This window comes from Yoonia sp. D2-7, assembly GCF_055809435.1.
The window spans coordinates 197,861-218,593 of the sequence record NZ_CM147912.1 but is presented as its reverse complement, the minus strand read 5'-3'; the positions used below and the strand labels follow the sequence as shown (position 1 = coordinate 218,593).

Here is a 20,733-nt window from a genome sequence, read left to right as displayed (position 1 = left end):
TCAAATGGCTGTGCCCGCATCACCCACTGGTCGCCTGTTTGGCATCCTTTTGCCAACAGCACTTTGAATTTTCAGAACCGGTTTCGATCTGCCCACGTGCTGCGATTCATGCCGGTGATATCCTGCACCCTTTGCGGTGTGGAAAAAGGAGATCAAGATGACACGCACTTCAAGTATTACACAAATAACGCTCGGTGCCGTTGCTGCATTGACGCTTTCGACCGCAACCCAAGGCGTCGCGCAATCCGGTGCTATTTCAATTCCACCCGAAGATCCGATCCAGCTGACCCAGTTTCTGGAAGATATTGGCGCAAGCGAACGCATCGACCTATCGGGCAAACTGCGAATGTTGAGCCAGCGCATCCCTGCAGCGGCCTGTACCTTTCACGCTGGAATCGCACCGGAGCAAAGCAACGCCGTTTTGCACGCTGCAAAAGTAGAATTCGACACGATTATCGCCGCACTTGAATTTGGTGATGAGACGTTGAACATCATCGGTGAAGAACAACGTCGCAAGACACTGGCCGCGATCGCAAACCTTCATGCAAAATACGATCCGCTCCATGTCGCATTTGACGACATCGAAGCAACTGGCGGTACCGACGAAGAAGTCTTGGAACTGGCCGAACACAACATGGAAGTTCTGGATGCCGCAAAACTGCTCGTCAGTGAAATCTCAGGCCAATATGCCGATCCAACTGCTTTGTTGCAGTCTGACGCGTTGACCATCGATATTGCTGGCCGTCAGCGGATGCTAACCCAGAAAATCTCGAAAGAGGTATGCTTGATCACATCAGGCATCTACGCGGATGCGTCGCTTGAAACGCTCGGCGGAACTGTCAGCATGTTCGAAACTTCGTTGAACGCGCTTATCTTCGGAATGGATGGCGCCGGCATTTCGCCTGCACCGACTGAAGAAATTCTGACAGGCTTGGAAATCGTGCAAGCGGATTGGGCAGAGATCAGCGATCAGGTGGCAACCGTATCGGCTGGCGGATCTGTTGATGAAGCAACCCGCGCGATGATCTTCACAGGTTTGAACAAGACGATGGCCGATATGAACGCCGTTGTTGGCATGTACACAGAGAATTCTAAACTGGGCCTATAACAACCCTTTAGAAACCAACCAAATGCCCTGTCGTTTCGCGGAAACGGCAGGGCATTTTCGTTCAAAACATTGCCAGCCCAGTCATGCGCGTTTCGATCCGGTAGACTGACGCAGATGCCGTGATGAACAACGACGTCATATCGTCGCCGCCAAAGCAAAAATTCGTGGATTTTTGCGGCATAAGGATGACTCCAAGACACTGTGCATCTGCTGTAAAGATGTGCACCCCGCTGGGGCCATTGCAAAGAATATGGTCCTGCGTCGTCGTCTTCATGCCATCCGGCACCCACGGCCCTTCACCCACGACATTCGCCCAGATTTTACCACCCGACAGCGCCCCGTCAGCTGCGACATCAAACACACGAATATGGCCACGCGGACTGTCATTGATAAACAATCTGGTTTCGTCTTGTGACAAACATAGACCGTTCGGTTGGTCAAAATCGCTGGCGACAAGGTGGAGGGACCCGTCAGGATCAAGCCGGTAAACCCCCTGAAAAACCAATTCCTGATCGCGGATGATGCCCAAATCGGCCCGCGTCCGTCCATACGCCGGATCAGTGAACCAAATCCGCCCCAAGCTGTCGCAGATAATGTCGTTAGGGCTGTTTAATGCGCGTCCTTCATAGTGGGTCGCGATTGGCGTGACCCGCTTCCCACCGTGGTCGTGGATCGTCACCTGTGATGCCGCGTGTTCACACGTCAGAACCTGCCCATCGCGATCAAAGAAGTTGCCATTCGCCTGATTGCTGGGTTGGCGAAAAATGCTGTGACCCGCCCTTTCGCGCCAAATGTATTGCTTGCTTTCTTGGATATCCGAAAACATGAGCCACTTATCGTGCGGGTGCCAAATCGGGCCTTCCGTAAAACCGAAACCTGTCGCGATTTCTTGCAGCCCAGCGCCATCCGGAAACAAGTTAGAGAAGGCCGGATCGCGGATTTCAAACTGGGTCATACATTCACCTGCATCAATATATTTCGCCTTAGGGTCATCATGATCGTATAAAGTGGTCAAGTTCGTTGATTCTTAGTTAGCGCCTTCGTAACCTGAAGCGTCGAAATTTTGTTTATTTTTCATGCTTTTCGACACTTCATTGACAATATGTTGACCCGTTCAGCGCACAATCACGAATTGAACCTGACCTTTAGGTCAGGTCACACGTTACGATGATTGATTGCACAGCAGTCCAAGCTTACCCCAAAGAAGATGCCAATCTTCTGATCATGTTTCGCGGTCACATTATGTATTCTGACGACAAAAGTTACTCTGGTTCTGTCAAATGGTTCGATCCCGCAAAAGGCTTCGGTTTCGTCGTCGACGCCGAGTCCGGGAATGAGGTGCTTCTGCACGTCAACACGTTGCGCGAGTTTGGCATCAACACAATAGCCAAGGAAGTCGTCGTCGACTTCCTTATAGAAGGCACGGACCGTGGTGTCCGCGTCGCGCGGGTTCTTGAGATCCGCCAGCCCAACGATGTCGTGACCTACGATGACCTGACGGCCGAGGAAAAAGAGACGCTTGAACCAGGATGCGTGAAATGGTTCGACTCGGTCAAAGGTTACGGGTTCGTCATGCTGTTCCGCACGAACGAAGAAATCTTCGTCCATGCGGATATCTTGCGCAAATTCGGCATGGGTGAATTGTTTCCAGGCCTCGCTGTTGCGGTGGTTGTGGAACGCGGTGAAGCGCAGAAACAGGTTGCTGTTATCCAACCTTGGAAATTCACCAGTTAAAGCCCCGCAATCCCCTGCCAGATCAGGCGTGAGGCCAATAGCATCAAGATAACATTCAAGACTTTGCCAAAGATTGCATCGTTTATGCGGCGCAAAACGTGTCTGCCGGCCAATGTTCCGACAAATCCTGATGCGATCATGACCCCCATAAAACCCAGCCAAGGCCCGAATGCAAAACCGAGCATTCCGAAGACGATGATCTTCAACAGATGCTGCAACGTCATCATCACTGCATGGGTCGCGACGTGAGCTTCGCGGCCCAATTGATGGGATTTGACAATGCCCGCAACGAATACACCAGTTGCACCAAAGAACATCGTCAGGAAGCTCGACAAAAGCCCTGTCAGAAACGGCCAATGAGTCAGCCACTTTGGCGGTTTACGTAGGACAGACCAGACCACGAATAGGCCAACGCGGATTTGAACTGCACTCGGCGGTAGATCAACAACGATCAAACCGCCGACGCTAACCCCAATCAAGCTGCCGATTGCAAACGCTCCGATGGGTGGCCAAAACGTATGCTCTTTCAATACGAAAGCGCGATAGGCGTTCGATCCGAATTGGATGACCCCGTGCACCGGTATCAGCGCGGCGGGTGGTAACAAAGTGGCCATCACCGCCAGCATCATTGCCCCGCCACCGATCCCCATTGCGACAGTAATGAATGATCCGAAGAAGCTGATCACAAACAGGAAAACCGCCGTTGCTGGATCAAGGCCTGCGTATAAAAAGGACATGTCCAACGTGGTCACGCCCCCATGTCTACACGCTGCCCCAAACGCGATGACGTTTCGATTGCCGTGATTAATGCGTGGGATTCGAGCGCCTGTCGTCCTGACACAAGCGGCGCACTGCCAGTTCGTATCGCGGTAACAAAATCGGTGATGACGTCTTGGTGCCATGCCACCTGACCACCCGAAAGGGGAACAACCACGCCGTCGCTATTATCCTTGATAGGCGTCTCCACGCGGCCGTCATGCCAACTGACAGTCAATGAGTCTTTGGTCATTCGCAATGACCCCTGACTAAAGTGAAGCGTGATCGTTTCGGTCCCATGCGGGAATGTGGCCGTACTGGCCAGCAGTGACCCAACAGCACCCGATGCAAATTGCAGTCCAACAACGGCTACGTCTTCCGATTCCATACGGTGTAACGGCGACGTTGCCGTCATCGCTTGCACGCTTTTCACAGGGCCCGTCAAAGACAACGCAAGGTCAATCGAATGGATGGCATTGGTCAGCAATACCCCACCCCCGTCACGTGCGTAGGTTCCTCGCCCCAATTCGTCATAGTAGCTTTGCGCACGCCAGATCGGGACAGCAATTTCGACATGACCCAATCGGCCAAGCGTTCCTTCTGCCACGTATTTGGCAGCAGCACGGGCGGCGTCGCGAACACGATGCTGGAACAGAACGCCAAGCGTTACACCAGCGTCTTCGCATATCTCGACGACCTCGGTTGCTTCTGCGGTCGTTCGCCCGACCGGCTTTTCGAGTAAGATATGTTTGCCCGCATTTGCCAATGGCGCGATTACGTCGGCACGCACGCTCGGCGGAGTCGCAACGATGGCCATGTGAATATCTGGGTCTCGTGCGATTCCAGAAAGGTCGGATGTAAAGATGGGCGAGGGTCCATCGTAAGCCTCGGCAAGCCCCCGCGCCCGTTCAGGATTGCGGGACACAACAGCTCGCAGATGCATGTCGTCCTGCGCTGCGGAAATGGCTTTGACATGACGTTCAGCGATCATGCCCGCACCAATCAATGCGATGCCTATCGGTTGGTGTTGGGACATGCTGCTACCTGTAGTTGTTTGTTATCTCCCCAGTATCAAGTCACTACGGCAGACCCAAACAAAAACGGCGCCCCAACCAAGGTCAGGGCGCCGTTCAAATTTTGAACCATCGGATGGTTTAGACGATGTCAGCCGTCATGACCTTCGTCCAAGCTGCGATAAAGTCGGACTTGAATTTATCCGCCGCATCAGCGGACGCGTACACTTCAGCCACCGCTCGCATCACGGAATTGGACCCCATCAGGATATCCACGGATTTGCCTGTCCACTTCACGTCGCCAGAAGCGCGATCGATGCCTTCATAGCTGTCCTTGGACGTTGCTTTCCATTCGGTCGCCATGTCGAGCAGGTTCACGAAGTACGCATTGTTCAGCGTGCCGGGTGTGTCTGTGAACACGCCATCCGCTGACCCGTCGTAGTTCGCGCCCAGCGCGCGCATACCGCCCAACAACACAACCATTTCCGGCGCAGTCAGCGTCAGCAGTTGTGCCTTATCGACCAACATTTCTGCAGGTGTGCGCAGGTTGGCGTCCGTGTTGTAGTAGTTACGGAAACCGTCTGCCTTTGGTTCTAGCCATGCGTATGATTCAACGTCGGTCATGTCCTGCGTCGCGTCAGTCCGGCCCGGTGCAAACGGCACGTCCATACCGCTAGCTTTTTCCAGCGCAGCAACACCACCCAGAACGATCAAATCAGCAAGCGACACTGGCTTGGCAAAGTCGGATTTCACACCGCGCAGCACGTCCAGCACTTTGGCGAGTTGCGCAGGGTTGTTGGCTTCCCAATCCTTGGCCGGGGCCAGTGCAATCCGTGCACCGTTGGCACCACCACGACGGTCAGAGCCGCGATATGTAGATGCGGATGCCCAAGCGGTGGAGATCAGTTCTGCCGCCGTCAGGTCTGTCGCAAGGATTTTCGCCTTCAGATCAGCGATGTCCGCGTCGTTGATCAGCTCGTGATCAACTGCAGGCACCGGATCTTGCCACAGCTGTGGCTCTGCAGGTTTGTGATCACCCAAGCCACGCTCGTATGAACCCATGTCGCGGTGCGTCAGCTTATACCATGCCTTTGCAAACGCTTCTTGGAACGCTGCCGGGTCTTTGTAGAACCGTTCGGAAATCTCGCGATAGGCGGGATCTTCTTTCAGTGCGATGTCGGATGTGAACATCGTTGGCAGGTGCTTTTTGCCATCAACATGGGCGTCCGGCACATCGGCCTCACCGTTTTTCGGATACCACTGATGGCCACCACCGGCACCTTTGCCGAGCTCCCATTCAAATTCGAACAGGTTCGAGAAATAACCGTTGTCCCATGCGATCGGGTTGCTCGTCCAAGCGCCTTCCAGACCGGACGAAATGGTATGTTCGCCCTTGCCTGACCCGTATGTGGAATGCCAGCCAAGACCCTGCGATTCCAGTGCTGCGCCTTCTGGCTCAACACCAACGTGTTCATTCGGGTCAGCGGCACCGTGGCCCTTACCAAAGGTGTGACCACCAGCCACCAAGGCCACAGTTTCTTCGTCGTTCATCGCCATGCGGGCAAAGGTGTCGCGAATGTCGCGCGCAGACAGCAACGGATCAGGATTGCCGTTTGGACCTTCCGGGTTCACGTAGATCAGACCCATCTGAACCGCACCCAGTTCGCCAATCATGTCGTGGGCGTCTGTGTAGCGTTTGTCGTCCAGCCATTCAGTTTCTGGACCCCAGTAGATGTCTTCTTCTGGCTCCCAGATATCTTCACGACCGCCTGCAAAACCGAATGTCTCGAAACCCATCGTTTCAAGCGCGACGTTGCCGGTCAGAACCATCAAATCAGCCCAAGAAATCTTGCGGCCATACTTGGCTTTGATTGGCCAGATCAGGCGACGCGCTTTATCAAGGCTCACGTTATCAGGCCATGAATTCAGCGGTGCAAAACGCTGGCTACCGGAACATGCGCCACCACGGCCATCACCCACACGGTACGTACCCGCAGAGTGCCACGCCATCCGAATCATGAACGGACCGTAGTGGCCATAGTCGGCAGGCCACCAATCTTGGCTGTCCGTCATCAACGCTTTCAAGTCTTCTTTGACGGCGTCGATATCCAGCGATTTGAACTCTTCCGCATAGTCAAAATCGTCGCCCATCGGGTTCCCTTGGGGCGTGTTCTGATGCAGCATCCGCAGGTTTAGCTGTTCAGGCCACCAGTGCTGGTTCGCAGTGGTGCCTTTTGCACCGTGGCGATGTGCGCCACCAAGAACCGGACACTTTGCCGAGCTATCATTTGTGTCAAAGGCGTTGCCGTCCATGGGAATACTCCGTTGTTGATGTGCCGTTTGCGCGAGTCGTAGCAAGAATTTAGAATTAGTTTAAGTTGAATATCCTGATTGAAGCGATAAGTTAACCTTATGATAAACGTTACCCTTAAACAGTTCCGCTATTTTGAAGCGCTCGCACGACACGGCCACTTTGGGAGGGCCGCGGATACCTGCGCCATCTCTCAGCCCGCTTTGTCGATGCAGATCAAAGAGTTGGAAGAAACGCTTGGCGCGCCGCTATTCGAACGTAGTGCGCGACAGGTTCGTTTGACGGGATTCGGCGAAGACTTTGCTTTGCGTGTGCGGGACATCCTGCGTGGTGTTGAAGAACTGGAAGATCTGGTGCGCATGCCTGGCCGTCAAATGGCAGGTCGGCTTCGGATTGGCGTCATCCCCACCATCGCCCCCTATCTTTTGCCAAATATTCTTGGTCGGCTCACAAAAACGCACCCCGAACTCGATATCCACGTGCGCGAAACAACCACCCCGCGCTTGGTACAGGAATTGCTGGATGGCCAGATCGATACGGCAATCGTGGCACTTCCTATCGCTGAACCGTCCTTTACGGTTGCAACCCTGTTCACCGAAGACTTCGTTTTGGTCCGGCCCGCCAAAGACGCTAGTGAACCGATCCCACATATTGATGACCTACAAACCATGCGTCTTTTGCTGCTAGAGGAAGGCCATTGCATGCGCGATCAGGCTCTGTCGTACTGTAACATGCAAACAGCGCGAGCACGCGAAGGGCTGGACGGCAGTTCACTGTCCACGCTTGTACAGCTTGTCGGCGCAGGGATCGGCGTAACACTGATTCCTGAAATGGCGCTAAGCGTCGAAACCCGATCCGCACCTGTTTGCGTCAACCGGTTCGGCGGCACGCAACCATCGCGAACAATTGGTATGATTTGGCGCAAGACCAACCCGCTTGCGCAACAACTTGAACAAATCGCCGAAGAGGTCAAAGCAGCAGCACCAACAAATACAATCTGAGTTTATCGCTTCCTTAAGAATGTGTCCTGTATTGACGGCGGACCGTTCTGCTTGAGTTGGAGAAGCCGCGATGAACATCAACGACATACGAATGACCGCGAAACTGCCAGTGGCATTTGTTTTGCTGTCATTGAGCGTGGCGTTGTCATTGAGCTGGCTAAATTACAAAGATTTCAAAAGCAGCCTGTTGCAACAAACACAGGCAAAGCTTGAAATTCTAACGGTTGAACGTTCGCTTGCGATGGAAAACTGGTTCGAATCCCTTGATTCAAAAGTAGCAAGCTATGCGTCTGACCCGACAGTCATCCAAGCGATACAAGGGTTCAATTCAACGTTTGGGCTGCTCATGGATGATCCAGTCGCTGACTTGCACAAGGCTTACATCGACGAAAATCCGAACCCAGTCGGTGAAAAGGACCTTTTCGACCGCGCGCCTGCATCGATCCCTTACAATTTTCAGCACGAAAACTTCCATCCGTTCTTTCGGGACATAAAAAACCGGCTTAGCCTTTATGACGTTTTTCTTTTCGATACAGACGGCAACCTGCTGTACTCCGTTTATAAAGAAACCGATTTTGCGACTAATTTCCTGACAGGACCATACGCCAATTCAGGTCTTGCTGCCGCGTTCGAAACATCTCTCACGCTTCCTGTCGGCGAAACGGTTTTCAATGACATTAAACCATACGAACCAAGCTACGGCGCACCCGCGGGTTTTATCGCGACACCGGTGGAAAACGCGCAAGGGACCATAATCGGTGTCTTTGCAGTGCAGTTAGCTTTGGGTGCAGTTAGCGACGTCATCGCGCGCGCGGATGGGCTTGGTGAAACCGGAGAGCTGACAATGCTAGCACCCGACATGCTGGCGCGGTCCGTATCCCGTTTTGACAGTCGCCATTCAACGCTTGACCCATTGACCCCCAATCAATCAGTGATCGACGCCTTTGAAACCGGGGTGAGCACTTATGCAAACGACGTCAACTTAAATGGCACGCTGTCCATTGGCGTCGCACGCGCCATCGACATTCTTGGTAAAAACTGGGTTCTGGTCGGGGAATTCGAACTTTCAGAAGTCTACGCGATTGCGAAACAGGAACGAAACAAGGTTTTTGTTTTGACGTTAGCGGCCATGTTACTTGTTGCACTGGTAGGTTGGTTCATATCCAAAACCTTCACAGATCCTCTGACCTCGATTGTTCAAGCTATGCAAAAAATCGGTGACCGTGACTACAACTTCACCATTCCGGATACACGCCGCAAAGATGAAATCGGTGATCTTTCACGAACCTTGGAACTTATGGCGGATCGCTTGCGGGCCTTTGACCAAAAGCTGATCGAAGAAAACGAAAAAGCCGACGCGCAACGATACGCCGTTGACGAATTGGGAAGCGGATTAAGGCGGCTTGCTGCCGGAGATTTTACAAGGCCGCTGGAACAGACTTTCGCCGCCGAATATGACGCGCTCCGCGCTGATTATAACAATAGCGTCCAAAGCGTTGGATCGACGATCCAGAATTTGAAGCAGTTTTCCACAATGATCGGCAATCAAACCGAAAAAATGGGCGAAGAGGCGCTAGAACTATCGCGCCGCACCGAAAATCAGGCGGCGACGCTCGAAGAAACCGCCGCTGCCATTGATCAAATCACCAGCAAGATCGCGGAAAGTACGCAAGAGCTGAAATCAGCCGAAAAGCTGATATATGAAGTTGATGCCGATGCCAAAAAGGGACGATCAGTCGTCGAAAATACGACAAGTGCGATGGGCGAAATCGAAAAGTCATCTAAAGAAATCGGATCCATCATTCGGGTTGTGGACGATATCGCGTTTCAGACCAACCTTCTCGCCTTAAATGCGGGTGTCGAAGCGGCCCGCGCCGGTGATGCCGGCCGAGGTTTTGCGGTGGTAGCAGCAGAAGTCAGGCAACTGGCTATGCGGTCGACAGAGGCCGTCAGTCAGATCAAAGAACTTGTCACGACTAGCGCGACAAACGTGGAAACAGGCGTGGCGCTGGTCCGCGATACGGAAGGTATGCTTTTGGAAATTGTGAAACGCATCGAAACGATTTCGACGCTGATTGCTTCGGTTTCTGCAGGGGCAACCGATCAAGCCGGCAGCATTAAAGAGATTAATGTCGGCGTGACAAACCTAGATCGCGTAACCCAGCAAAATGCGATGATGGTCGACAATTCAACGAACAACGTTCGCGCGCTCCAGTCAGAAGCAGCAAATCTGCTGGAATTGCTGAAATTGTTTATCGTTGCCGACAACGATGACACCGTGGTTTCGTTTTCATCACGCAACAGATCAACTGCGCCAGCGGTCACCGGAGCGTAAACCATTCTAATCTGGAATGCCTTAACGGCTTCCAGACTGTACTAACGCTTGCGTGAACCATTCGGCAAATGCCTCTACGGACTTCTTTTGACTGCGTCCCTTTTTAACCAGCAGATGATGCTGCCCCGGTGGGGTAACACGGGCCGTACCGAGTGCGACAAGTCGCCCATCAGAAATCGGGCGCTGCAAAAGGCTTCCCCAACCAACAGCAACGCCGTCACCGTTCATTGCAGCGTATGCAGCGTCCGAATAATTACTGAACTGTAGCCGTGGACTGATGGATGTTGTCGGCATACCAATCCAACGGAACCATTGCCCCCAAGACAAAAAGCGCCCTGATCGTTGCTCCCCCTCGATTAATGGAAGTCCCGCGAGCGTAGCGCCTGTAATCTCTTGCGCAGGGTCAATGCTGTGATGCGCGGCGAAATCGGGCGAACATACCGGAAATACGACTTCCGGAAGCGATGCGATGATGGCTTGGCCGTCAAAGTGACCGGTCCCATAGCGCAATTCCAAATCAAGTGAATGATCTGGTGAATGCGTCCAAACGTCTTCGGAAATAACCCTTACCCGAATATCTGGGTAAAGCGTGTGAAACGCCGTTAATGCGGGTATCAACCGAAAATGCGCGAACGCGAGCGAAACGCCGATCGTCACGCTATCTACTGCAGCTGCTGATCGGATGTTATCGATAGCGACCGCAATTTTATCGAACGATTCATTCACAGCTTCAAACAATTCCAATCCGGCACCGTTCGCCTGTACGCGCCGGTTTGCACGAATGAAAAGCTGTGTTTCTAATGCAATCTCCAGCTCTTTAACGCGTCGGCTGACGGCCGCTTGGGTCACACCCAGTTCTGCGGCAGCTGCCGTAAAACTTTGCAGTCGTGCCGCCGCTTCAAACGCATTTAGTGCGCCGAGCGATGGAATGGATCGTCGTAATCGGCGCAAGGCTGTCTCCAATACATAATCAGTAGTCATGCATTGGTAGCAAATTACTGCAGTTGTCGCACCTCGAAATCTGCAGATAATCTTACGCATCATTATCGTGAGATTGCCCATGTTAGATGAGAACAACCTGCACGCAGACGATGCGTCAATCGGATCATTACTGTGCAAAAGACAGGCCGGTCATACATTGCCCGCCCAACTATATATCAGCCAAGCGGCATATCTGGCCGATTGCGATGCCATCTTTGCCAAGCATTGGATCGCTGTTGGCGTGGACTGCGACGTCGAAGAACCCGGTGATGTGATCGCAATCGAGATTGGGACATCATCAATCGTTATCGTCCGTGACGACGACATGAACATCCGCGCCTTCCATAATGTCTGCTCACATAGAGGATCGCGTTTGGTGCCGCCGGGCCGATCTGTCGTTGGAAAACTCGTGTGTCCGTATCATCAATGGACCTACGATTTGGACGGCGCATTGGCGCTAGCCCCGCAGATGGGCGTCGACTTTGATCGCAGTTTGCATCATCTCAAGCAGGTGGCGCTTCGATCCATTGGCGGCATTTTATATGCTTGCCTATCAGACGATCCGCCGGACGATATCACACACCTGATCAACAAAGTCGGTCCGCGCCTTGCACCCTATGATCTAACCAATGCCAAAGTCGCGTTCGAAACCGAGATCATCGAAGACGGCAATTGGAAACTAACGATGGAAAATAACCGCGAATGTTATCATTGCGCGTCAAACCATCCAGAACTCAGCCTGTCGTTCCATTCAGCCGATTTCGGTTTTGATCCAGAAGGCCTGACGCCCACCGAAAAAGACGAGGCCGATGCGCTTGCCAAAGCCTATGAAAAACAGGGCAAGATATGGGAAACGCAGGGGTTAGACCCAACAGCGATTGAACACACCATTGGGTATCCCACCAATTTTCGCATGCAGCGCCTGATCATCGCAGGTCTTGGTGAATCCCAAACCATGGACACCCGCGCGGCCAGCGCAATCCCATTGGGAAATATGACGATGTCGGGCAGCGGCGACCTGCACCTGTGGGGGATCAATTCGTGGAACCACATCATGGCGGATCATGCCGTGATATTTACCGCGTTTCCCATGGGTCCTGGCAAAACGCTCGTCCGCACAAAATGGCTTGTGAACAAGGATGCCGTTGAAGGCGAAGATTACGATCTTGATCACCTGACTGCTGTTTGGAAAGCAACAAATGCGGAAGATGCGAACCTGGTCGCGCTGGCCCATCAGGGCGTGTCTTCGGCAGGGTATCGTCCCGGTCCATATTCGCCATTCACCGAACGCGCGTTGGATGAATTTGCGACGTGGTACGTTGAACGCATGACTGCCCACGGTTACGCGACATGATCACGGAAAACGTCTGGGAAGCACGACGCAAACGGGCTTGGCCATCAGACCGGTGGGGAATGCTGACCTGTCGCGCAGTTTGGGACGATGCACCCGGTGTGCGTACTTTCTTGCTGACCCCAACCGAAGGATCACGCATCGCCCATAATCCCGGCCAATACATGACGTTTCGCATCGAAACGGCAGGAGGGATCATCGAACGCTGCTACACAATCGCATCATCTGCGGCGCGCAATGGCGGCATCGAAATCACAGTCAAACACCAACCAGACGGGGCCGCATCGGGTGCATTACATGAGACCTTAAAGGTGGGCGCAGAGATCGAAGCCTTCGGGCCTTCTGGACAATTCACGCCAATCCCGTTCGAGGGCAAAAAATTTGCCTTGATCGCAGCGGGAAGTGGCGTAACCCCGATGCTGTCCATTCTACGCACTGCCGCTGATCGTGGCATCGCATTGGACTGCGTTTTCGTTCACGTGACCCGCGACGAGACAACCGCAATCGCCGCAGACGAAATTCCCGTCTTACATCGTAAAATGCCCTTATTAGTGTCTCATATTTTGCCGTCCCAAGGCCCGCATGCGACCCGACTTGATCCCGAAGTGCTATCACTGCTGATCCCGGATCTGGCTGATCGCAACATCATGTGCTGCGGTCCAGATGCCTTTATGGCGATGGTGTATGACACGGCGTTGGACGCAGGTGTGCTACCTGCGAACTACCTTCAGGAAAGCTTTACCTTCGCGGACGTTGCGGACGTCAAAGATGCCGCAACAGACGCCCCACTCCGGCGCATCACCTTCGCCAAGACAGGCGTCACCTTTGATTGCCCCGAAGGGATGAACATCTTGCGGGCCGCAAAAGACGCAGGCGTGCCAATGCCGTCGTCTTGCTCAAAAGGTGAATGCGGGACTTGCAAAACGTTCAAGCATTCGGGTGAAGTGAACATGACAAACGCGGGCGGTATCCGGCAGCGCGAAATGGACCGCGGTTTCATTCTGCCCTGCACCAGCCGTCCGTTGACCGACATTATTCTTGACCGCTAAAGGATTGCATTCATGTCCACCGACCCCCTATTGCAGCCTTATCAGCTCAAGCATCTCACCCTGAAAAACAGGGTCATGACGACAAGCCATGAACCCGCCTACCCCGAAGACGGTATGCCAAAGGGGCGCTATCGGGCTTATCATGCGGAACGTGCCAAAGGCGGTGTTGCTCTCACCATGACCGCCGGTTCAGCCGCAATTGCCCGCGATAGCCCGCCCGTGTTCAACAACATTCTGGCTTATAAGGACGAAGTCGTGCCTTGGGTGCGTGAACTGACCGATGCGGTGCACGAACATGGGGCCGCTTGCATGATCCAGCTGACGCATCTGGGGCGGCGCACGAATTGGAACAAAGGTGATTGGCTGCCGTCCGTGGCACCCAGCCATGACCGCGAACCTGCGCACCGTGCCTTCCCGAAAAAGATGGAAGACTGGGACATTGCCCGTATTATCGAAGATTATGCAGCCGCCGCAGAACGGATGCAGGCGGGCGGTATGGACGGGATCGAACTGTATGCGGGCGGTCATTTGCTTGATCAATTCTGGTCGCCGCTGTCGAATACCCTGCAGGGACCCTACGGCGCCGACACGCTTGAAAACCGCGTACGGATGACGCTCGATGTGCTGACAGCCATTCGCAAACGGGTTGGGTCTGATTTCATCGTTGGGGTGCGCGGTACAGTCGATGAAATGCAAAAGGGTGGGATCACGTCCGAGGAAGGCGTGCAAATTGCGACGATGCTGCGCGACAGTGGCATGATCGATTTCTTCAACGTGAACCGTGGTCGTATCCATACCGATCCTGCGATGACAGACATGATCCCTGTTGCTGGGATGCGCAGCGCACCGCACCTTGATTTCGCATCCGAAATTCGCAAAGCCACAGGTTTGCCAACCTTCCACGCATCCCGCATCCAAGACGTCGCAACAGCCCGCCACGCGATTGCGGAAGGTCATCTCGACATGGTCGGGATGACCCGTGCCCATATGGCTGATCCGCATGTCGTGCAAAAAATCATGGCTGGTCGCGAAGCCGAAATTAGACCCTGCACCGGGGCAAACTACTGTCTCGACCGGATCTATCAGGGTGGTATGGCGCTTTGCATCCACAACCCGTCGACGGGTCGCGAACAGGAGATGCCGCACAGGATTACGAAGGCCGAGACCAAGAAGAAGGTCGTGGTCGTCGGCGCTGGTCCCGCTGGTTTGGAAGCCGCGCGCGTCGCCGCCGAACGAGGTCACAAGGTCGTTGTATTCGAGGCCGCAGATCAGGCTGGTGGCCAAATCCGGCTAACCGCTCAAACACCACGTCGTGCCGAGATGATGCAGATTATCGATTGGCGGATCGCGGAATGCGACAGACTTGACGTGACGATCCGGTACAACACCTTCGCGGACGTTGCAGACGTCACAGCAGAAAACCCTGACATCGTGATCATCGCAACAGGCGGGATGGCGAACATTGCGCTTTATGAGACGGGCCAAGACGCGGAACACGTTGTGTCGTCTTGGGACATCATTTCTGGCGACGTGACACCAGCGCAATCAATTCTGGTCTATGATGAAGCGGGTGATCATGCAGGTCTGCAAGCGGCCGAGATTGCGATCAAAACAGGCTCTAACGTTGAAATAATGACGCCAGACCGCACCTTCGCACCAGAGGTTATGGCGATGAACCTGACCCCATACATGCGTGCGCTGCAAGCGGACAACGTGACGTTCACGGTCACGCAGCGCCTGAAAGCCGTGGCAAAAGATGGCAATCGATTGGCTGCTACCATCGGCACCGATTATTCGGATCGCACCACGGTCCAACATTTCGACCAAGTAGTCGTAAATTATGGTACGTTACCGTTGGACGATCTATATTTCGATTTGAAGGACATGTCGTCAAATCGTGGCGAACTGGATCACGACGCTTTCATCGACCGTAAACCCCAGAGAATCACTACCAATCCAGATGGCGCTTTTCAGCTGTTCCGGATTGGTGATGCCGTGTCTGCCCGCAATACGCATGCCGCGATTTACGACGCCCTACGATTGATGTGCTGCGCCTAAAGAACCGCGTCGACGGCAGCTTTGGTGACCGCCACCACTTCGTCCGCTTGATCGCGCGTAAGGCAGAAGGGCGGCGCAAAACCAATGATATCGCCTTGCGGCATCGCACGGGCAATTACGCCACGCTCCAACATTGCGGCCACTATGCGTGGTGCTGTTTTGTCTGCTGCGTCCAGAAACACACGGTCGTCGCGATCTTTGACCAATTCGACGGCACACAGCATTCCTTCACCGCGAATTTCGCCGACATTCGGATGATCACCCAGCGCTTCAGTCATCGCTTTGTTCAAATATGCGCCGACTTCGCCTGCGTTAGACACTAATTGCAGGTCATCCAGTAGTTTCAGGTTCGCAACACCCGCCGCCGCGCAGATCGGATGTGCCGAGTAGGTCCAACCGTGACCTATGGGGCCAAAATCGTCGGTGCCACGCTCTAACACCTCCCACATTTTGTCGGACACGATAGACCCTGACAAAGGCGCATAAGCAGATGTCAGGCCCTTAGCGATCGTGATCAGATCAGGTTTCAAACCATAGTGATCGGACCCCATCATTGTGCCAAGTCGCCCGAAACCAGTCACGACTTCATCCGCAATCAACAGAATGTCGTACTTTTTCAGAACCGCCTGAATCGCGTCCCAATAGCCCGCAGGCGGCGGCACGATGCCCCCTGTTCCCAAAACGGGTTCGCCGATGAATGCTGCGATGGTGTCGGGGCCTTCGGCCTTGATCAGCGCCTCTAGTTTCGCAGCACAATCAGCAGAAAAAGCGGCCTCGTCCATGTCGCGATCAGCGCGGCGATAATAGTAGGGCGCTTCTGTGTGGATGACTTGGCTTAATGGCAGATCGAATTTCTTGTGAAACAGTTCCAACCCAGTCAGCGATCCAGTCACAAGACCAGACCCGTGATACCCCCGCCATCGCGAGATGATCTTTTTCTTCTGCGGGCGTCCGAGGATGTTGTTGTAATACCAAACCAGTTTGATGTTCGTCTCATTCGCATCAGACCCTGACATCCCATAATAGACATGGTTTAATCCGTCCGGCGCGCGATCCGCGATCATCTTGGACAAGGTAATCGACGCTTCGGTGCCATGCCCAACGTAGGAATGATAATAAGCCAGATCTTGCGCTTGCGCGGCAATGGCATCCGCGATCTCGGTCCGGCCGTACCCGACATTCACACAATACAGCCCCGCAAAAGCATCCAATGATGACCGCCCTTCGCGGTCGGTGATGTGAACGCCTTTCGCCCCTTGGATGATCCGGTTTCCCATCTCGCGCCGCGCAAACTGCGCCAGATGCGTAGAGGGATGGAAAAAATGATCATGGTCCCATTGGGTCAATTGATCGTTTGTCAGGGTGTTGGTCATCGATTGCTCCGCCGTGGTCTACCGCGACGCTAGGACATCCGTTTCAGCACAACTACCCCCAATCACGACAAACTAGCCATGCATATGGTCGGTGGCAGACTTGTCAGGTTGTTCAAAACGGTCAAATCTGAACATGCCAGCCTATTGCGAAAGCGTGAAACCCGATGACCGACCAAGACGATAACTTTAGCACCGCAGAATATCGGCAACGGATCACCAAGGTGCGTAAAGCGATGGAAAAGGCTGGACTAGAGGCCATTTTTGTCACCGACCCGTCCAATATGGCATGGCTGACGGGCTACGATGGTTGGTCCTTTTACGTCCATCAGGGCGTGATACTCACCTTGGAAGGTGATCCAGTTTGGTGGGGCCGTGCGATGGACGCCGTCGGGGCGCAGCGCACTGTTTTCATGTCACATGGAGATCACATCAGGGGCTACGACGACACCTTTGTGCAGAACCCTGAAAAGCACCCGATGCAAGAACTTACGGCATTGATGGCAGAACTTGGCCTGCAAAACGCCAGCATTGGTGTCGAAATGGACAATTATTATTACACTGCCAAAGCGCACACCGTTCTTCTCGCCCATCTTCCCAATGCCACCTTCACAGATGCAACTGGTCTGGTGAATTGGCAACGCGCCGTGAAATCAGAGCTAGAAATCATCTATATGCGCCGCGCCGCGCGGATCGTCGAAACCATGCATGAACGGGTCCTTGAACTGGCGGAACCGGGTTTGCGTAAGAACGAACTGATCGCCGAAATCTATGCAACCTCGATCCGTGGTGCCGATGGGCATTGGGGCGACTACCCCGCGATTGTGCCGATGGCCCCTTCTGGTCTGGATGCAACCGCCCCGCATCTGACGTGGGACGACCGCCCTATGCAAAAGGGCGAAGCAACGTTTTTCGAAATCGCAGGCGCACATCGCAGGTATCAATGCCCGCAGTCTCGCACGCTTTTTCTAGGTGAGGTCCCACAAAAATATCGCGATGCAGAGGCCGCCGTATTGGACGCTATCGAAGCCGGTCTGGCGCAAGCCAAACCCGGCAATCAGGCGCAAGACATCGCAAACGCCTTTAATCAGACACTGAATAAGGCCGGTTTTGAAAAAGACAGTCGGTGTGGTTATGCCATTGGGATCAGTTATCCACCTGATTGGGGGGAACGCACAATTTCATTTCGCCGCGGCGACACGACAATCCTTGAACCCGGCATGACGTTCCACTTTATGCCCGCGCTATGGCTTGATGACGGTGGGCTCGAAATCACGGAACCCATCCTCATCACACAAACGGGTCACGAATGCTTGTGCAACACACCTCGTTCACTATGGGTCAAAGCATGATCACATCAACCATTCCGCTAGATGCAAACGGGGTCCATCACGGGTTTCTCAAACTGCCCTATAGCCGTAATGACAGCGCGTGGGGGTCTGTCATGATCCCGATCACGGTCGTTGCAAATGGCGACGGTCCAACCGCGCTTTTGACAGGTGCGAACCACGGTGACGAATACGAAGGGCCCATTGCGCTACAAAATCTTGCCGCGTCCTTGGACCCTGCAACGATCACGGGCCGTGTCATTATCCTACCAATGATTAACCAACCCGCGTTTGCGGCGGGAACGCGGTGTTCCCCAATAGACAATGCAAATATGAACCGCAGTTTTCCGGGCAAACCTGACGGGACTGTCACGCAGAAAATATGCCACTACGTTGCGACGGAACTGGTTCCGCGAGCCGACGTTGTCTTGGACTTTCATTCAGGGGGGCGCACGCTCGATTTCCTGCCTTTCGCTGCGGCTCATATCCTTGATGACAAGACCCAAGAAGCAGCCTGCATGGCCGCGATGCAGGCGTTTAACGCTCCCTATTCGGTCCGGATGTTAGAGATCGATAACGTCGGCATGCTAGACACCGAAGTGGAAAGCCAAGGCAAAATCTTCGTGACCACAGAACTGGGCGGTGCAGGCACGGCGACTGCAAGAAGCGTGTCTATTGCTGGCAAAGGCATCCGAAATCTGCTGGTCCATACCGGTATTTTGCAAGGCGAGATGCAGATTAGCGAAAGCGTTCAGCTCGATATGCCCGACGACGCATGTTTCGTATTTGCACGCGATGCGGGGTTGATAGAATACCTTGTCGAATTGGGGGAAACTGTCGCTATAGATCAACCAATCGCGCGGATTTGGCCCGCTGATCGAACGGGTGTGGCCCCAACAATCTGCCATGCCCAGCGCGCTGGTATTATGACCGCACGCCATGTCCCTGGGCTGGTGAAAATGGGGGATTTCGTGGGTTTGGTTGCCGTACCGATTTAGGCCAAATAGGGTGCGATCAAGCTGCGAACATCAACAACGGCTTTTAGCCGCGCGGCTAGCAGGAACATCCCCGCAAATTTGCGCTGCAAGAACAGCACGTCAATCGGCAATGGCGGCGGAACAAAGCCGTCTTCGGCCAATTTCATGCCCTCTGCCTGCATTTTCCGCGACAGCGTCGTATCGGCAAAATCGATCACTGGTTTCGACGCAATTTCCGCGAAGACCATATTAATCATCGCTAGAATCCGGTCGTTATGTTCCGGTCTTGTCGTCCCGTCAATAAACCCGATGTCCTCCGCAACGCGCCTTATCTCTGCGGTATCTCGGGCGATGCCCGCAATGATCAGTTGCCTATATAGATCGGCAATCTCAGCCCCAATCACACGCGTCGCACCGAAATCGAGCAAAACAATCTGACCGGATGTCTGATTATAGCGGTAATTCGCAAAGTTAGGGTCTGTTTGCATCAATCCAAAGGCAAACAATTCCCGTAGCGTCAAACTGATCAGATCAGCCGCAACTTGGTCACGTACGGTTTGAGGCGCATCGACAAGATCCTCAATTGCTGCGCCATCCATATACGTCATCGCCAAAATCTGGCGCGTCGACCAATCATCCTGTAGGTCTGGCACAGCGAAGGTTTCGTCATCCTTTAACAGATCTCGAAAGCGCATCATTTGCGCCCCTTCACGGGTGTAGTCCGTTTCCTCATGCAGCTGCTTGCGCGCGTCATCAAGATAGGGTGCCAGCGTGAATCCCTTGGGCAACAACCCCGACATCCGGATCAATGCGCCGACATTCGCAACATCACTGTCGATACTTTGCGCCACCCCCGGATACTGCACCTTAATCGCCAAATCGCGGCCATCTTTCAACGTCGCACGATGCACCTGACCAATCGACGCTGCCGCAATGGGTCGCACATCGAATTTTGCAAATGAACGAAGCCACCCATCAGGCCATTGCGCGTTTAGCACCTTTTTCAGCTGGGCAGGTGGCATGATATGGGCATCGTCGCGCAACCGCGCCATGATCTGCGATAACTCGGGTGGCAGCACGTCGCCCGTATCCATCGACACCAGTTGCCCGATCTTCATCGCAGCGCCGCGCATTTTCGCCAGTTCATCGGCGACGCGGCCTACATTGCGCGGCGTCAAAAGCAAATCTCGCATGGTCGGGCGCTGACCACGACCAAGGCTTGCAGCACCGCCAACGGCCATATTGCCCATGACGCCAGCGGTCATTGATCCCAATCGCGTCAACCTGCTTAGGCGGCTCGCGGGAACAGCGGTAGCGCGCGATCTGTATCTTGGATCATCCATAGACTGCAAATAGGAGCG

16 protein-coding genes are annotated in these 20,733 nt (G+C 53.9%); 9 read left to right on the top strand and 7 right to left on the bottom strand.

Going from position 1 to position 20,733, the window contains the following annotated elements; translation table 11 throughout:
* The first annotated feature begins 157 nt into the window (after positions 1–157).
* On the top strand, positions 158–1,108 hold the full coding sequence (locus AC0L7R_RS00940) for a type IV pili methyl-accepting chemotaxis transducer N-terminal domain-containing protein (RefSeq protein ID WP_473658357.1): 951 nt from the start codon (positions 158–160) through the stop codon (positions 1,106–1,108).
* A gap of 61 nt (positions 1,109–1,169) precedes the next feature.
* Here AC0L7R_RS00940 and AC0L7R_RS00935 read toward each other — a convergent pair whose 3' ends face one another.
* Positions 1,170–2,063: an SMP-30/gluconolactonase/LRE family protein gene (locus AC0L7R_RS00935; protein WP_473658356.1), complete on the bottom strand. Its 894-nt coding sequence runs from the start codon at positions 2,061–2,063 to the stop codon at positions 1,170–1,172.
* Positions 2,064–2,275: 212 nt separating this feature from the next.
* On the opposite strand from AC0L7R_RS00935, the gene AC0L7R_RS00930 reads away from it, so the two are divergent.
* Positions 2,276–2,842 (top strand): cold-shock protein, encoded by a 567-nt coding sequence (locus AC0L7R_RS00930; RefSeq protein ID WP_348109480.1) that lies wholly within the window; start codon positions 2,276–2,278, stop codon positions 2,840–2,842.
* On the opposite strand, the gene AC0L7R_RS00925 is transcribed toward AC0L7R_RS00930, so the two are convergent.
* From AC0L7R_RS00925 to katG, 3 genes are all read right to left on the bottom strand, one after another.
* On the bottom strand, positions 2,839–3,579 hold the full coding sequence (locus AC0L7R_RS00925) for a TSUP family transporter (RefSeq protein ID WP_473658355.1): 741 nt from the start codon (positions 3,577–3,579) through the stop codon (positions 2,839–2,841). The two genes, AC0L7R_RS00930 and AC0L7R_RS00925, sit on opposite strands and share 4 nt — an antisense overlap.
* A gap of 11 nt (positions 3,580–3,590) precedes the next feature.
* Positions 3,591–4,634, bottom strand: coding sequence for a Gfo/Idh/MocA family oxidoreductase (locus AC0L7R_RS00920; RefSeq protein WP_473658354.1), 1,044 nt, complete (start codon positions 4,632–4,634; stop codon positions 3,591–3,593).
* A 118-nt stretch (positions 4,635–4,752) separates the two neighbouring features.
* On the bottom strand, positions 4,753–6,924 hold the full coding sequence (katG, locus tag AC0L7R_RS00915; RefSeq protein ID WP_473658353.1) for a catalase/peroxidase HPI: 2,172 nt from the start codon (positions 6,922–6,924) through the stop codon (positions 4,753–4,755).
* A gap of 99 nt (positions 6,925–7,023) precedes the next feature.
* On the opposite strand from katG, the gene AC0L7R_RS00910 reads away from it, so the two are divergent.
* Together AC0L7R_RS00910 and AC0L7R_RS00905 are read left to right on the top strand one after the other, a co-directional pair.
* The gene (locus AC0L7R_RS00910) at positions 7,024–7,923 is read left to right on the top strand and encodes a LysR substrate-binding domain-containing protein (protein ID WP_473658352.1); all 900 of its coding nucleotides are present in this window, start codon (positions 7,024–7,026) and stop codon (positions 7,921–7,923) included.
* Positions 7,924–7,993: 70 nt separating this feature from the next.
* Positions 7,994–10,258 (top strand): methyl-accepting chemotaxis protein, encoded by a 2,265-nt coding sequence (locus tag AC0L7R_RS00905; protein WP_473658351.1) that lies wholly within the window; start codon positions 7,994–7,996, stop codon positions 10,256–10,258.
* A gap of 21 nt (positions 10,259–10,279) precedes the next feature.
* Here the strand turns inward: AC0L7R_RS00905 and AC0L7R_RS00900 are convergent, their stop codons facing one another.
* A complete protein-coding gene (locus AC0L7R_RS00900) occupies positions 10,280–11,239 on the bottom strand; it encodes a LysR substrate-binding domain-containing protein (protein ID WP_473658350.1) in 960 nt (319 codons plus the stop codon).
* 79 nt (positions 11,240–11,318) lie between these two features.
* On the opposite strand from AC0L7R_RS00900, the gene AC0L7R_RS00895 reads away from it, so the two are divergent.
* Genes AC0L7R_RS00895 through AC0L7R_RS00885 form a run of 3 tightly spaced genes read left to right on the top strand, consistent with a single transcriptional unit; the run spans position 11,319 to position 15,697 of the window.
* Positions 11,319–12,593 carry an SRPBCC family protein gene (locus tag AC0L7R_RS00895; RefSeq protein WP_473658349.1) on the top strand — a complete coding sequence of 425 codons (1,275 nt, stop codon included), beginning with the start codon at positions 11,319–11,321 and terminating at the stop codon, positions 12,591–12,593.
* Positions 12,590–13,639 (top strand): 2Fe-2S iron-sulfur cluster-binding protein, encoded by a 1,050-nt coding sequence (locus tag AC0L7R_RS00890; RefSeq protein ID WP_473658348.1) that lies wholly within the window; start codon positions 12,590–12,592, stop codon positions 13,637–13,639. Before AC0L7R_RS00895 ends, AC0L7R_RS00890 begins: the two co-directional genes overlap by 4 nt.
* 12 nt (positions 13,640–13,651) lie before the next feature.
* Entirely contained in the window at positions 13,652–15,697 is a 2,046-nt protein-coding gene (locus AC0L7R_RS00885; RefSeq protein ID WP_473658347.1) for an oxidoreductase, read from the top strand.
* Here AC0L7R_RS00885 and AC0L7R_RS00880 read toward each other — a convergent pair.
* On the bottom strand, positions 15,694–17,070 hold the full coding sequence (locus tag AC0L7R_RS00880; RefSeq protein WP_473658346.1) for an aminotransferase: 1,377 nt from the start codon (positions 17,068–17,070) through the stop codon (positions 15,694–15,696). The genes AC0L7R_RS00885 and AC0L7R_RS00880 overlap by 4 nt on opposite strands.
* A 164-nt stretch (positions 17,071–17,234) precedes the next feature.
* On the opposite strand from AC0L7R_RS00880, the gene doeA reads away from it, so the two are divergent.
* Positions 17,235–18,419 carry an ectoine hydrolase DoeA gene (gene doeA, locus AC0L7R_RS00875; protein ID WP_473658345.1) on the top strand — a complete coding sequence of 395 codons (1,185 nt, stop codon included), beginning with the start codon at positions 17,235–17,237 and terminating at the stop codon, positions 18,417–18,419.
* The gene (gene doeB / locus AC0L7R_RS00870; RefSeq protein ID WP_473660468.1) at positions 18,404–19,393 is read left to right on the top strand and encodes a N(2)-acetyl-L-2,4-diaminobutanoate deacetylase DoeB; all 990 of its coding nucleotides are present in this window, start codon (positions 18,404–18,406) and stop codon (positions 19,391–19,393) included. The genes doeA and doeB overlap by 16 nt, the downstream gene beginning before the upstream one ends.
* Here doeB and AC0L7R_RS00865 read toward each other — a convergent pair.
* Positions 19,390–20,637: an AarF/UbiB family protein gene (locus tag AC0L7R_RS00865; protein WP_473658344.1), complete on the bottom strand. Its 1,248-nt coding sequence runs from the start codon at positions 20,635–20,637 to the stop codon at positions 19,390–19,392. The two genes, doeB and AC0L7R_RS00865, sit on opposite strands and share 4 nt — an antisense overlap.
* Between the last annotated feature and the right edge of the window lie 96 nt (positions 20,638–20,733).